At 43.9% G+C, this 15097-nt stretch carries 11 protein-coding genes; all 11 read left to right on the forward strand.

Features of this window, described 5'->3' with window-relative positions; translation table 11 throughout:
* Positions 1 to 2 precede the first annotated feature (2 nt).
* On the forward strand, positions 3 to 1832 hold the full coding sequence (tssF, locus tag ABT58_RS03640) for a type VI secretion system baseplate subunit TssF (RefSeq protein WP_047873011.1): 1830 nt from the start codon (positions 3 to 5) through the stop codon (positions 1830 to 1832).
* The gene (tssG, locus tag ABT58_RS03645) at positions 1829 to 2815 is read left to right on the forward strand and encodes a type VI secretion system baseplate subunit TssG (protein WP_053062945.1); all 987 of its coding nucleotides are present in this window, start codon (positions 1829 to 1831) and stop codon (positions 2813 to 2815) included. Before tssF ends, tssG begins: the two co-directional genes overlap by 4 nt.
* Positions 2816 to 2893: 78 nt before the next feature.
* On the forward strand, positions 2894 to 5494 hold the full coding sequence (gene tssH / locus ABT58_RS03650) for a type VI secretion system ATPase TssH (protein WP_047873012.1): 2601 nt from the start codon (positions 2894 to 2896) through the stop codon (positions 5492 to 5494).
* Between the two features lie 248 nt (positions 5495 to 5742).
* On the forward strand, positions 5743 to 6222 hold the full coding sequence (locus ABT58_RS03655; protein WP_047873013.1) for an Hcp family type VI secretion system effector: 480 nt from the start codon (positions 5743 to 5745) through the stop codon (positions 6220 to 6222).
* A 78-nt stretch (positions 6223 to 6300) separates the two neighbouring features.
* Positions 6301 to 8139, forward strand: a complete 1839-nt coding sequence (tssI, locus tag ABT58_RS03660; protein ID WP_047873014.1) for a type VI secretion system tip protein TssI/VgrG — start codon at positions 6301 to 6303, stop codon at positions 8137 to 8139.
* Positions 8140 to 8203: 64 nt separating this feature from the next.
* A complete protein-coding gene (locus ABT58_RS23935; RefSeq protein ID WP_146147232.1) occupies positions 8204 to 9151 on the forward strand; it encodes a hypothetical protein in 948 nt (315 codons plus the stop codon).
* Positions 9152 to 9179: 28 nt separating this feature from the next.
* Positions 9180 to 12452: a DUF6531 domain-containing protein gene (locus ABT58_RS03665; RefSeq protein WP_047873015.1), complete on the forward strand. Its 3273-nt coding sequence runs from the start codon at positions 9180 to 9182 to the stop codon at positions 12450 to 12452.
* A 116-nt stretch (positions 12453 to 12568) separates the two neighbouring features.
* Complete coding sequence (locus tag ABT58_RS23360) at positions 12569 to 12985, forward strand: GAD-like domain-containing protein (RefSeq protein WP_053062946.1); 417 nt, start codon at positions 12569 to 12571, stop codon at positions 12983 to 12985.
* Positions 12916 to 13233 carry a T6SS immunity protein Tdi1 domain-containing protein gene (locus ABT58_RS24550; protein ID WP_158261719.1) on the forward strand — a complete coding sequence of 106 codons (318 nt, stop codon included), beginning with the start codon at positions 12916 to 12918 and terminating at the stop codon, positions 13231 to 13233. The genes ABT58_RS23360 and ABT58_RS24550 overlap by 70 nt, the downstream gene beginning before the upstream one ends.
* A 116-nt stretch (positions 13234 to 13349) precedes the next feature.
* The gene (locus ABT58_RS03675; RefSeq protein WP_047873016.1) at positions 13350 to 13844 is read left to right on the forward strand and encodes an imm11 family protein; all 495 of its coding nucleotides are present in this window, start codon (positions 13350 to 13352) and stop codon (positions 13842 to 13844) included.
* Positions 13845 to 14321: 477 nt separating this feature from the next.
* Positions 14322 to 15074 (forward strand): hypothetical protein, encoded by a 753-nt coding sequence (locus ABT58_RS03680; RefSeq protein ID WP_047873017.1) that lies wholly within the window; start codon positions 14322 to 14324, stop codon positions 15072 to 15074.
* Positions 15075 to 15097: the final 23 nt, after the last annotated feature.

Raw genomic sequence — 15097 nt, forward strand, 5'->3', positions numbered from 1 at the left:
TTATGAGTGATGAAATCCTTAAGTATTACAACCGCGAACTGGCTTATATTCGCCATATGGGGGCTGATTTTGCCAAGCGTTATCCGAAAGTAGCGGGGCGCTTGCGCTTGAGTGATGAGCATGTCGAGGATCCGCATGTATCACGGTTGATTGAAAGTTTTGCGTTGTTGAACGCTCAGACGCGCCGTTGTTTGGATGACAGTTTTCCCGAGTTGACGGAAGCCTTATTAGGTCAGTTATACCCGGATTATCACGCGACGATCCCATCGATGTCCGTGATCAAAATGACCACACAGAATATCAATGATAACGGTTTTGTGCTGCCGCGTGGCAGTGCGGTTGAGAGCCGGGTAGATGGGTTCAAAACGTGTAAATTTTCCACCTGCTATGAGACGGAGTTGTGGCCTGTCGAAGTATCACAGGCGCGGTTTGAAAACGCTCCGTTTAAAGCACCGCAAGCGAATTTTCAAAAATCGGCCCATTCGGTACTCAAGCTGACGTTGAGTTGCGAATTTGATAACACCCGATTGAGTGAATTGGGGATCGATCGTCTGCGTTTTTATCTGAATGGACAGGCGCAGGTCAGTTATGCGCTTTATCAGTTATTGTTCCGTTCAACCACGGGGATCGCCATTGCGCCAAAGGGCTCGACCAGTGCGAGTCAGTACTTGCAGTGCCGGCATATTGCCCCTGTGGGGTTTGATGATGAACAGGATGTGGTGCCTTATCAAAAACGCAGTTTCAGTGGCTATCGTCTATTGGTTGAACATTTTCTGTTTCCGGAAAAATTCTTGTTCTTTGACCTCGTGGATTTAGATCCGCAGTGGTTGGGTGAGGGGCATGAAATTGATGTGTATATCTACTTTGATGAAAGTGATGATTTTCTGCCTAAACAAGTGACGGAAGAGAATGTGTTATTGGGGTGCACTCCCATTATTAACCTCTTTTCACAAGAGTTGGAACCGATAGAGTTGAAGCCGGCGATGACGGAGTACCCGTTGATCCCGCATTATGATGAAGCGGAAACGTGTGAAGTTATTCAGATTCAGCAAGTCAACGCCTCAGATAAATTCCGTAACCAAGTGGATATCGCACCATTCTACGGATTGGGTCAAGGGGGGTACCTCACTGAAAATGATATGTATTGGTCTGTTCGGCGCGAGCAATCCAATTGGGCGGGTGGGCATGATGAGCCTGGTTGTGAGAGCTATTTATCGATAGTGGATCCCAATGCGCGCGGCGTGGATGTTCATGAGTCAGAACATTGGCTGGTAACGGTGAAGGCACAGTGTAGCAACCGTAACTTGCCTGTCCGTTTGCCATACGGTGGCGGTCAGCCAGCCATGAGTATTGTGCGTCGGGCCGATCAATTAAAGGAAGTGCGCTGTTTACTGGCACCCACTCAACCCGTGCGTCCCCAATTGCTGGATAAAACCCGTTGGCAGTTTGCCAAACATCTGACCCTCAATCATTTTTCGGGTGAGCAAGGTATCGATGTGTTGAAAGAAACCTTAAAGCTCTATGACTTTGAGCAAACACCACAGAGTAAAGCATTGATTGAGGCGATCACTGACATGCAGATCTGCCCAGCCAATGCGCGTGTCGTCCAGCAAGGACGAGTCGGCTTTTGTCATGGCTCTGATATCGTTCTGGAATTCAGTAGCATTGAGTTATCAGGCACCAACTTGTTTTTCTTCGGCTGCGTGTTGTCGCATTTTTTCTCACAGTATACCGCGATCAATAGTTTTACCCGTTTGAGTGTTCGCTTCCGAGGGCAATCCAGTTGTTTCTATCGTTGGCCTGCTAGTGCAGGGGGGCAACCGTTACTGTGAATATTACCCAGCTTACAAAAACGCTCGACCATGATGATTTTTATCGAGCGGTGTACAGCTTACAGCGCGCAATGCTGGATAAGCACGATGAATGTGAAGTCGGGACCGATACCCTACCTGCGAATGAGCGAATTCGTTTTAAGGCCGCACAAAATCTAGGTTTTCCGGGTGCCGCGATTGAAGGGGTCAAGGAAGTGGAAGGTATTCATGGACAACCCCGGCTTGATATCAGTGTTAACTTTATGGGCTTGACCGGGCCAAGTGGCGTATTACCCCGTCATTATACGGAATTGGTGATGCAGCGGGGGCGAATCAAAGATACTGCGATGCGTGAGTTCTTTGATCTTTTCAACCATCGTTTGATCGCATTGCGTTATCGCGCCTGGGAAAAGTATCAGTATCCCCTACAGCATGAGCGTTATTTACGTGGACGACCGTCCAATATTGACACCGTGTTGCAGTCATTAACCGGCGCAAGGCAACCGTTGGATGTCTATCTGGGGGGGCTTTTCGCCAATCCTGTCCGCAATACCCAAAGTTTGCGTCAAGCATTGGAATGCCTCAGTGGTTGTAAGGTCAAGGTGGAAGAGTTTGTCGGGCGTTGGATCAGTTTAGCGCCTGAGCAGCAAAGCTATCTTGGTTCTCGTTTGCAGCCGGAAGGTCAACATGCGCAGTTAGGGGTGAGCTGTATGTTGGGTGAACGAGCATGGGATATCACCTCAGCATTGAGTATTGATATCGAGGTGGATGATCGTGATACCGCCACAGGGCTGATGAGCCGGGGAGAATTGCTTAGCATCTTGCAATCAGTGGTCGGCAACTATGTGCCTCCGGCAATGAAAATCGACTGGTATGTATTAACAACCTATCAAAACTTACCTGTCGCGAGTTTGGATGGCAAAGGATTAGGACTGGGACTGGGGGGGGCGTTAATGAGCAGTCATCAATTGAAAGACAAGGTTTTGCGCATCCCTGTGGGTTAATCACAGGGCAGTATAAGTTCAGATTGGCTAGGGCACGGAGTACGTGCCACGCAAGGAATACAAATAAGGGAGTGTTTCATGTCCACGATGACATTGAAGTCGTTGGTCGATAAGTTATCGCCACAATGTAAAAGGCAGTTGGAAGCGGCGGCTGCGCTATGTAATAGCCGAAGCCACTTTAGTGTGGAAATCCAGCACTGGTTAGCGGTGTTAGCGGACGATCAGCAGGGAGACTTGGTCCGTATTGCCTCACACTTCAATCTTGATTTGCCTGCATTACAAAACGAATTACGCCAAGGTTTGGAAAAACTGAGCACGGGAAGCAGCACCACGCCAGGCCTTTCCCCGCACATTGTTGCTTTACTGCGTGCGGCATGGATGGCGGCGACGATTGACTTTGATGATCCACAAATTCGCAGTGTGCACCTGATTTATGCCCTCCTTAAAGATGACAGCCTGGCGTCTTTGGTACTGCGCAATGTACGCTCTCTTGGGCAAATTGACCCCGCTGAATTGTTGATCAGCTGGCCAGCCATTGCCGCTGAATCCGAAGGCGCGGTAGCGGGTGAAGGCGGTCAATCTAGCTCGCCGTCGTCACTCAATGCGCAGGCGTTGGATCAGTACACCATTGATTTAACCGCGCAGGCGAAAGCCGGAGAGATCGATCCTATCCTTGGCCGTGATAACGAAATTCGTCAGATGGTCGATATCCTCACCCGGCGTCGTCAAAACAACCCGATCCTGACAGGGGAGGCTGGTGTGGGTAAAACGGCGGTTGTCGAAGGGTTAGCACAGCGGATCAGCCAAGGCGATGTACCGGATGCGTTGAAAACTGTGTCGATTCGCGTGCTGGATTTGGCGTTATTGCAAGCTGGCGCCGGAATGAAAGGTGAATTTGAAAACCGCCTGAAGAGCATCATTAAAGAAGTCAAAGCCTCGCCAACACCTATCATCTTGTTTATCGATGAAGCCCACACCTTGATTGGCAGTGGTGGTCAGGCGGGCCAAAATGATGCGGCAAACTTGCTTAAACCGGCCTTGGCACGTGGTGAGTTGCGTACCATTGCCGCCACAACGTGGGCGGAATACAAGAAGTACTTTGAAAAAGATGCCGCACTAACGCGTCGCTTCCAAGTGGTGAAAGTGGAAGAGCCGGATGAAGAGACCGCTGTGGTCATGCTGCGTGGTTTATTACCGGTGATGGAAGCGCACCATAATGTGGTGATCACCGACAGTGCTTTACAGGCGGCAGTGAAGTTGTCGAACCGTTATATCAATGGTCGTCAACTGCCGGATAAAGCGGTGGCATTGTTAGATACGGCGTGTGCCCGTGTGGCGATGAGCCAAGCAAGCATGCCGGGAAAAGTGGAAGACTTGACTCGCCATCAACAGCGTCTTGTGGATGAGATGGCTGTGTTGGAAAAAGAGCAGATCACCGGTACGGATCACAGTGACAAGCTGCAGGCATTAACCGATAAACACGCTCAAATCAGCGATGAGTTAGCTCAAGCACAGCAACAGTGGCAAAACGAGGCGGGACTGGTTGAAGAAGCCAAAGGGTTGTTGCAGACGTTGGTGGCCGCAGAATCAGAAGATGAGCAATCCGATAAGTCTCAGCTACAAGGCATCAAGCAGACATTGGGTGAAAACAGTGATCCAATGGTCTTCCTCGAAGTCGATGAAGTGCTGGTGGCGGAAGTGATCTCTGATTGGACGGGGATCCCGCTTGGTCGTATGCAAAGCGATGAAATCGAGAGCATTTTGACCTTGGACACGCGTATGAAAGGGCGCGTTGTTGGGCAGGATCATGCGTTGGAGCTGATCAGTAAAGTGGTACAGACCGCCCGTGCGCAGCTGAGTGACGAGCGTAAGCCTAACGGCGTGTTCTTGCTGACCGGCCCGAGTGGGGTGGGTAAAACCGAATCGGCGTTGGCATTGGCAGAGCAAGTATATGGCAGTGAAGATAACGTCACTGTGATCAACATGTCTGAGTTTAAAGAAGAGCATAAGGTATCGTTGCTGCTCGGCTCTCCTCCGGGCTATGTGGGCTTCGGTGAAGGTGGCATTCTGACAGAAGCGGTGCGCCGAAAACCTTATAGCGTGATTTTGCTGGATGAGATGGAAAAAGCGCATCCAGGGGTGCAAGACATTTTCTACCAGGTGTTTGATAAAGGGACCATAAAAGACGGTGAAGGCCGTGATATTGATTTCAAGAACACCATTATCATCATGACCTCTAACGTGGGGACGGATACCACGATTGAGCTGTTTGAAGATGAAGAGACGGCACCATCGATTGAGGGGCTAAAGAAAGCACTGCAAGATGACTTATTGGAAGTGTTTAAGCCGGCGTTCTTAGGCCGTATTAATGTCATTCCGTATCTGCCTCTGTCACAAGAGGTACTTACCAGTATTATTCATTTACAGCTAGGTCGTATTGCAAAACGTATTCAAGAACACCATGGTGCTTGCTTTGAATATAGTGATGAACTTGTTAGTTATTTAAATGCGCATTGTTTTGATAACAACTCTGGTGCACGTGCGATCCAAAATAATTTACAAAATGTTTTATTGCCGATTTTGTCAGCTGAAATTCTGTCGCGGCTGGCTGCAAAATCTTGCATTAATAACATATTAGTAAATATTGAAAATGGCACATATCAAGTGAATTTTGATTGAGAAATGTCGGTAGGTGAGAATAAATTGCGAGGCAATTCATAATCCGATTTTTCTTGAGTTAAATATGATGGTTTCGTAAGGGATAATGAGTGAAGTCTAATGGTGAGTAAGTTACGTTCATTGAATGCTTATTAAGTGATTCATAAATAATGATAGGCACTATTAGTTAATCAAGAAATTTTCATACGAAATCGTTAATGGCGACAACACCCGCTCAGGGTAAATTATTAATGCTACAGGAGATTAGCATGCAATCGAATACTTACTTGGACTACAACAAAATCAAGGGTGAAGCGACCGCAGAAGGTTACAAGGATCAGATCACTCTGCTATCAGTTGACTGGAGTGTAGGCCGTGAAATCACTTCTTACACTGGTACATCTCATGACCGTGAAGCAAGTGCTGCGCGTCTATACGATTTGACAATCACTAAATTGCAAGACCGCTCTTCTACTCTGCTATTCAAAGAAGCGACGATCGGTAAAGGTGTTCCTGCGATCTTCCACATCACTAAGCAAGGTGAGAAAGTAGAAGAAATCATGACAATCAAACTGACTGATGCCATGATCTCTAACTTCAGCGTGTCTATCCATGATGACCGCCCAGTAGAAACTATCACCATTTCTTACACAGAAATGGAACTGACAGTTATTCCAACTAATGACCAAAACAACGCGGACGGCCAGTTTGTATATGGCTACAGCGGCGTTAAAGGTCAGGCAATGTAAGCATCTGAAATGGTTACGGGATAGATTGTCTATCCCGTATTTTATTTCTGGGAAGTAGCTTGAATAGAATAGAGAAGCATGAAAAAAGCATCACAAGATAAGCATATATTAAAAATTGATACGCCATTAGGCAAAGATGTTTTTCACATTACAAAAGCAGAAATCCAAGAGGGGATTTCTATGCTTTTTTCTATTCAAGCTTCCACCTATACCAATGGTCAATTAATCAATGCCAATGATATTATTGGTAAATCAGTTTCTATTACACTGAAGCATACTACTGGCGGCGCACTGGTTGAAAAATATTATAATGGTGTGGTAACTGCCATTCGTTCTGTTGGTAGTCGTGTACCCTCTTCTGCTGAGGGGGAAAAGTATCAGGATTATGTATTAGACATCAGTCCGACATGCCAGTTTCTTACACAGCGAACAAATTGCCGTATTTTTCAAAAGCTGAATGTCATAGAAATCGTACAAAAGATTTTTGGTGAACATGCTGTCCGCGTCAAAACAAAAGTCGAGAAAACCTACCCTGTCTATGACTATAAAGTGCAGTATCACGAGTCTGATCTTGATTTTGTACATCGTCTATTAGAACAGGAAGGGCTTTTTTACTTCTTTACCCATGAGAAAGATGCGCACTATATCGTATTAGCTGATAATTTATCCGCCTATTCCCCTTGTACAGAAGCTGAGGTCAGTTTTACAACCGGTAGTTTAGCTGAGGCACATATTCATACCTGGTCGAGTGGCTTGGAAGTGGTGCCGGGCAGTAGTGTAAAGCAGGCGTATGACTTCATTAAACCTACCAGTAAGCCTAAAGGACAGTCGGTAGATGCGGAACTGGTGCCTCAGCAGGCGCAGACTGAGGTGTATGAATATCTGGCTGAATCTGAGTTTCTGACCCGTACCCAAAATATGGCCAATTTTGCCGTTGATGCCCTGCAGCGGGATGCAGAATTGTCATCGGGCGGCAGTAATTGTTGCAGTTTTAGTGCTGGTCAGTTTTTTGCTTTTAAATCTCATGAAGATGAGCGACTGATTGGGAAAGATTTTCTGATCACGCAACTGCATATGGAAGTGGCGATTGCAACGCAAACAGGCTCAAACAGTCACTCGGCACAAACGCTAAAAAACCAGTTTACCTGTGTCCCCAAAGAGACCCTGTATCGTCCATTGCCTTTGACCTCAAAACCACGTGTGTATGGTGCACAAACCGCGCGCGTGACCGGTGATGAAGGCGATGAAATCTGTATTGATAAATATGGTCGCGTCAAAGTGCTGTTCCACTGGGATCGAGAAGGACTTTCTGACAGTACCAGTTCTTGCTGGATCCGTGTGGCGCAAAACTGGGCGGGGAATCGCTGGGGGGCATTCTTCTTCCCTCGCGTTGGACAAGAAGTGTTGGTGGAGTTTCTGGACGGGGATCCGGATCAACCGATCATCAGTGGTGCACTGTATAACGGTGATCAAATGCCGCCGTACGATTTGCCGGCTCAAAAGTCAGTAAGTGGTATAAAGTCAAGATCGACAAAACAAGGCACACACGAAAACTTTAATGAAATTCGTTTTGATGATGCCAAGGGTAACGAATTGTTTTACATGCATGCCGAGAAAGATCATTACATGCATGTAGAAAATGATCAGCAGGTTATTGTTGATCGTGATGCTTTGCACCATGTCGTCAATAATCTCACGGTGAAAGTGGATAATAATGTTCTGCACACGGTGAAAAACAATCAAACGGAAACCATTGGGAAAGAATTGGTTATCGATGCGGGAAGTAAAATTGTCCTTAAGTCGGGAGGCTCATCCATTACCCTGACCAGTGATGGAAAAATTGATATTAAAGGCAATAGTGTCTCTATCAATGGCAGCACAATTACTATGAAAGCAGGGAAAATCTCTTTGAATTAATAGTCACCCAAAGTGGTGTTGCGTTGGTTGTAAAGCGCCTGTTTCGTGTTGTGGGGGCCTGGCGATGATCATTGAACCGTATGGTATTTGGATTGGCAGTAATTGTGATACTGAACAATTACTGGGCTTTAGTGAGATAGAGCCAATCGAATCATATACGTTTATGTCAAATGAGGAATCTTGTATTCCGGTATTTCCTATGGTGCCTGTTGCATCGTTAACGCCTCAACAGCGTTTAACCGCAGTCTTGTCTCATGCGCTCAAAGATAATGATGTTGACTGGCATTCGGCGCCCGTTGTTATATTGCTACCGCAGTTTGGCGTTATAGATCAGTCATTATTACCTGATCTATATCATCATATTTGTGAGGCTATTCCCTCTTTATCATCTCATCCTTCTTGTTTTTTATATCCTTATGGTCGTTGTGCCATGTTATTGGCATGGCAACGGATTGAAGCCTTATTAGAAGCGCATTCCCACGTATGGATATTGGCGGTTGGATGTGATGAGCGCCTATGTCAACCATTGATGCCTGTTGAAGTCGTTGAACCAAGTCCTGAGTCTGGCATTATTGCGACCGATTGTGTGATTTTGGCCAAGGCGTCAGCAGCATCTGAAGGGTTGCAAAGAGAATGGTTCTCCTATGAAGCACTCACAAGAGATAAAGCAAATTATGATGCTCATGCGGCTGTCAGCGCCTTATTTTCTCGTTATCAACATGCTTGTAGTCTACCGATCTCTCAATTTTATGCGCCTTACACGGATGAAGAGGGGTGTAGAGATGAATGGATACTGGCTTACCAATATCTAGATCGCGCAGTGGATAAATACACGCGTTTTATCATGAATGGCGCAAGGGTGGGTGAATTAGGCGCGTGTTCGGGGCTTTACAATGTATTGCATCTCTATGAGCGTTATCGACGGGGAGACTTCCGTTACCATTCATTTCAGTTAGAAAGTTCAGAACTGTTGTATCGCGGAGCCGCCTTGTATTCATGGCAACCTTATTAACTCAATAAAGGTCGACATAGAGGATGTTATGCGTTTGAAGGCCAATGATGGGGTAATCTATCGTTTCTTCTTTACAGATGCCGAGACTGCTGCGAACGAGAATATGCCGTTTGCGACGTTGCAAGTAGCGCGTGTTTTTATCGATAAATTCGCGCGTTTGCATTCTTCTTCTGGGCACAATTTATCTGCGTTATTTCATTGGGCGGATGCGTATATTCACGGCGGTGAGAAGAGAAATGATAGCCTATCAACAGACGTGCTCAGAGAGACATTGGCGCAATATGTATTTTCAAACACCCTAAGCGTACAGAAAATCCCCCCTGTATCACCGACAGTTATTCCTTTCTCCGGCTCCTCAGAATCAACAAATAAAATATGTCCTCCTCACTTAAAGAATGTCAAACCAGTCGCTATTACAACCGCTTCAGAAACAAACATCATTGATGAGTCCATTGCGGTTTCTCCTCAGATGATGGCCTATGAAGGCAAGGTGGTGTCGATGGCAACCGGTGAAGTGATGATGACATGCACTGATGCGATATTGCCTGGCGCTTTTCCACTCACATGGCAACGTATTTATCGTTCGCAACGTAGTCAGCAGAATATCGGATTAGGGTATGGGTGGCGCAGTAATTTTCATTATGAATTGGCAACAGAAGTCGAGGAAAGCACGGGTAAGAAGCGATGGGTATTTGTAGATTGCTATGGCGATGTCTTGCACTTTCACGATGTTCCGTCGGGGGAAGTGTGTTATCACACCCGTGCTGGTGCCAGTTTTTATCACGATCCTCAAGGCACCTATCGCATTACGCTCAGAAGTGGGCAACAGATGCGTTTTCGGAGGCAGGGTGAGCACTGGGTTATGGACAGGCTGCGTAAAAACAGCATGTTACAGTATCAACTGCAATATTCAAAAGGGCGACGACTGATTGGTATCGTCGCCAAAGGTGGTTTGCAACTCGGGTTGAGTTATGACTGTGGTGGGTACCTGAGAGAGGTGCAGATCCAAGGTTCAGACACATCACGGACATTACGAACGGTGGTACTGGCGCACTACCACTATTCGGGTGAGGGTGAGCTGAGTGAAGTGAGCAATCGCCAGCAACAGGTGGAGCGCTACCGTTACCATCAACATTTGTTAGTACAACGTACCTATGCTTCAGGCTGCCAGCAAGGGTTTGAATGGCAGGGAGAGGGATCGATTGCACAGTGTGTGGCTGTGTGGGGCGATGAAGGACTCCCTACCTACCGTTTTCGTTATGATGACGATAAACATACTGCTATCTGTATTGATAGTGAGCAAAATGAGTGGGTTTATCAGCATGATGATATGGGGCTCTTTGTGTCGAAGACATCACCCATGGGGCATGTATGGCAATATCAATATGATAATTTTGGACGAAAAGACGCAGTAATTACCCCTAACGGAGGAATAACGCGTTACCGATATAATCTATTGGGCCAATTGAGCGAAATTTGTGAACCGAATAAAGCGGTTACGCAGTTTTATTATAATCGTCTCGGGCTGGTGACACGTTATGTTGATCGTGAAGGCCGAGAGTGGTTATACGACTATGACAGTTTTGGTTGTTTGCTTAGCCAACACTGTCCAGGCGGACTGGTTAAAGCGTATCAATATGATCGCCATGGACGCCTACAAAGCGTTGAGCATACCGACGGCTTTCAGCGGCGATATTGGTGGAATGCGTCTGGATTGTTGACGGCTCAGCAGCATGGGGAGTGGATAACACGGTATAGTTACGATGAATCGGGTGAATTAAACGGCGTTATTCAGGGGAATAACTGGGTGACACAGTATGAACGTGACCGATCGGGCCAGATCGTGACGATCATCGAGTATCCGCAAGATCAGCCTGAATTAGCACAAACATATCGTCTTACCTACGACTGGGCGGGGCGCCCGATCACCTTGACGGATCCTCATGGTCAGATCACGACACTGGCATATAACGCCGTTGGATCCCTTCAGCACTATCAGTGTGAAGGCGAAAAATCGCTATCATTACATTACGATCGCCGGCAAAATCTCTCGCAAATTCAGGTTGGTGACAGTGTCACGTATAATCTGTGCTATAACGCCGATTCTGTGCTCGAAAATATCAAAGAATCCGGGGGGAGAGCATTACATTACCAATATGATGGTATGGGGAAATTGATAAATGTCGCAGAAGGGAATAAACGGTTTATTTCTTTTTTTCGAGATCCTTGCGGGGGCGTTTTGGAATCACGTAGTTGCGTAAATGGGAGCACCCAGTCTAACTATTATCATTATGATCTACTCGGTCGCCTTCAACACGCGAATAATGCGCAGCGAAAAGTGAATTTATGTTATCACCTGAATGGTCAGGTAACAGAAATTAGGCAGGATAATTGGCTCATCACTCATCATTATGATGATACGGGACAGCGAACAATGACCACGTTGCCTGATGGAGAGGCGGTAACGTACCAATATGGTGCATCGGGTTGTCTCGGGAGTTTAACGTGGCGACAGCAAACACTTCACGTATCGAATAGTCTTTGCGATACCCCTTCACGAGATGATTTTTCGCAGGCTTATGATCCAGTGCTCGCTCAGTGGGATAGGCAGGAGTGGCAACCAGATTTGGCTCCGCATCTGCCGATGTCACTTATTTCATTATTACCCCAGGATGTATTGTTTTCACGGGCTAATGAAGATATAGCGAGTGCTGATTTTGAAGGCTTCATAAAAGGCATATTGTATTTATCAAGGAGTTTGAGTGCACATCAATCGCTTCAGTCTTATGGTGATAGTGAGGATGATACAGATGTATGCAGGTATGTTTATGATGAATTTCAAAATCAAATTAAGAAGCATAGTTCGTATGGTGGTGAACAGCGTCGCTTTAATGGTTTAAATCAGCTCATTAGCTTCAAAAAAGCCGGGAAATACACCCAATACCATTATGATGCATTAGGACGACGCAGTGCGAAAATCAGTGAAGGTCAGCAGATTGATTTCCTGTGGGATGGTGAGCAACTTATAGGGGAACACTGCTCTGGGAAATTTACATGGTATTTTTATCCACCTGGAAGTTATCAACCTTTAGCGATGGTGACAAATGGAGAATTATACCGTTATAACGATGGCCATATTACACCATTAACTCCTGAAGGCGCATACTGTGATGAAGAATCGGGTTTATATTATCAGCAATTTCGTTACGACGATCCTCATACGGATATTTCTATCCATCAAGAGGCAATGGGTTTATTGAGTGTTATCCATCCTTATTTGAAATTATCTATGCAGAAGTAAATGTCAGATAAATATCGGAGTAAGTCGAGTGACGAGTATGGATGTTTCTAGGGGGCGTTAAGTACCCTTGGGGTTGATGCAAAAATGAATGTATAACTAACAAGGTGTAAATAATCATGCCAAATAAGTTTGAGCTAGATGAAAATTTTGAGCACTTTCTGCAAAAGTTTGGAAGACCTTTTACGACGGTTGATTGTCCCCTCGCAACTGTAGAAAAATTTAGAGGTAAGCTACCAGATAGATTGTTGGAATATTGGCAAGAGTATGGTTTTTGTGGTTTTCAACAAGGGGTATTTTGGATCGTTAATCCTGATGATTACGAAGCGGTGTTGGATGAGTGGCTGGATCAGACAGACATACCAGATAACGATATTTATCATGTCTTTGCCAGAAATGCTTTTGGTGATTTGTTTTTATGGGGGGAAGAGACAGGTTATAAATATAAGATAACAGCAGCATATGGTTGGTTATTGAAAAAAAAGGTAATATTCGAGAAAAATGGGACTTTTCTATCCAGTGTTTTTTTGGTGTAGCCAGTGTTAGATCTCACGATATCGAAGATGAGCATGGCAAGTTGATGTTTAATCGCTGTATCAATAAATTTGGGGAATTAGCGGATGATGAAATGTTCGGTTTTGAACCGAGTTTAATGTTGGGTGGAGAATGCTTGTTAAGTAATATTAGTAAAGTGAATATTCATGTACATTTATCGATATTAGCGCAATTGGGCAAGATTGAAGTTTTAGATAAAGATGGGCTACTCAGTAAGGCGTTTAGTTAGATAATTATTTAGACACCTATACTTTATCGATTAGCCAGATGGTTATATTCTTGTCTGACATTTGAATGTCATCGGGATGCTATGATGTAGAATGAGATACCTAATGGAAAGAATACATGAATGTATATAAATTTCTTCCCGATTCAGACTCTTTTAGAAGTGTTTCTCTGAGTTTATCTAATATTCATATTAGGAGATTGTTTTCAAAAGGAGTATTTATAGATTGTGAATCTTTAGATATAAATATTGAAATTAGTGATATAGGAATGGATGCTGAATTTCTTTCACTTTATGGATGGATTCCTGTAATTAGCCTTGATGGTTGGAATGAATTAAAAGCTGAGTTGATGCAAGAGGTTCAACCTATTTTTGTAACCTGTAAATCTAAGGATTATGTTCTATTAAATGTTATGGAGGTTGTTGATGCTCTTGATAGAGAGAGAAGTATAGTTGTAGAAAATAAGACTTTGAATAAAGTAACGTCTGTTGAACGTTATGTGTTTGAACATGATATTATTAAAAACAAATACATATTTAAAATTTCTGAAACGGCAGGCTTAGAAGTCTACGTCACTGATAGATTTAAGAGCTTGATTGAAACTAAAAAATAAAAGGACTTAATTTTAATAAGGTTGTATATTCTTACTAATAAATTAGACAATATATCATTGTTTACCGTGTCAATTCTATAACTTTGTATCCAGATGGATGGGGATGCTAACACTAGATTGGTGAAAAATGATTTTATAGGTGTCCTATTGGATTATGTTAGGAATAAAGTAGGTAGTATGCAAAGTGGATACTTAATTGAGATAATATCAGGGGCCAATTGCGTACCGTTTGTGTTCACTTCTCTGACACTTTAAAATCCCAGCATAAAGCAACTTTAGCAAGCTGGTTTGAGCAGTTTTCGGAACTGGCATTGTACAGACTCGACCACATTTACTTCCCGATTTTGATGAAGATATAAAGGATTGATGGTCTTTTAAATACAACAATGATTAACTGTATTGTTGATTTTATATGGAAAATACGCACTAACTCAGAGGTATAACGTTTTTTATATATTCGAATAGATAGGGGATAAGATGAGAGTTAAAGAGTCAGCATTATCTGTTGTTGATGGTGAATTATATTTCGAGAGTAAACTATACAGTGGGGTTGTTTATTCCATTGTAGATGATATGGTTGTTAATGTTTATTTTGTGCGAGATGGTCGTCGGGAAGGTTTTCATGATGATGATTTAAATATTTATGACTATGATTTGGCAATAGATATTTCCACGTACGATGATATTGATGAAGAGCCATTTTATTATAAGGGTAATCTCTTTACTGGGGTGGCTTATGACTTTGATGGCGATTTTTGTGTTGGTGCACAGTCTTTTGAAGATGGATATATTTTAACAACAGTGAGTTGGTTTAAATCTGGGAATATTGGATACTATGAATCTTTTCATCATGGGGTGTCTGAGTTTTCAACTTGGTCTATTGATGGTAAGAGATGTTCCTATAAATTGTTTATTGATGCTTTTAGACTCGAGTCAGATTTTGATGAAAATAATAAAATCAAAAGATTGAGTATGTTTGGGGGCAACTACAAAACTATATCTAAATGTTATGATAAATTTAAGTTTTTAATTATTGAAGACTTTGAAAATATGCCACTTTCAGAAAACCTATATTTGTCAGGGGATGGTATTGATATGGATATTATTGAGAGTGTGATTAATTCATCAGAATTTATAAATGTGAAGAAGGTTACTTTGTCAAACACTAAGTTATCTGATACGGACAAGTTAAAACTAAATCAATTAATTGAATGCGTAATTGATGTTTGATTTTTGTTGTGAGATTTTTTTGT

Origin of the sequence: Photobacterium aphoticum (assembly GCF_001029435.1) — a bacterium.
Lineage (GTDB): Bacteria > Pseudomonadota > Gammaproteobacteria > Enterobacterales > Vibrionaceae > Photobacterium > Photobacterium aphoticum.

Excerpts from the sequence above, each read along its gene's own strand:
- ABT58_RS03680 (WP_047873017.1), top strand. The coding sequence starts at position 14,322 with ATGAGAGTTAAAGAGTCAGCATTATCTGTTGTTGATGGTGAATTATAT.
- ABT58_RS23360 (WP_053062946.1), top strand. The coding sequence starts at position 12,569 with ATGCCAAATAAGTTTGAGCTAGATGAAAATTTTGAGCACTTTCTGCAA.
- ABT58_RS03655 (WP_047873013.1), top strand. The coding sequence starts at position 5,743 with ATGCAATCGAATACTTACTTGGACTACAACAAAATCAAGGGTGAAGCG.
- tssH (WP_047873012.1), top strand. The coding sequence starts at position 2,894 with ATGTCCACGATGACATTGAAGTCGTTGGTCGATAAGTTATCGCCACAA.
- ABT58_RS03665 (WP_047873015.1), top strand. The coding sequence starts at position 9,180 with ATGCGTTTGAAGGCCAATGATGGGGTAATCTATCGTTTCTTCTTTACA.
- ABT58_RS03675 (WP_047873016.1), top strand. The coding sequence starts at position 13,350 with ATGAATGTATATAAATTTCTTCCCGATTCAGACTCTTTTAGAAGTGTT.
- ABT58_RS23935 (WP_146147232.1), top strand. The coding sequence starts at position 8,204 with ATGATCATTGAACCGTATGGTATTTGGATTGGCAGTAATTGTGATACT.
- tssI (WP_047873014.1), top strand. The coding sequence starts at position 6,301 with ATGAAAAAAGCATCACAAGATAAGCATATATTAAAAATTGATACGCCA.
- tssF (WP_047873011.1), top strand. The coding sequence starts at position 3 with ATGAGTGATGAAATCCTTAAGTATTACAACCGCGAACTGGCTTATATT.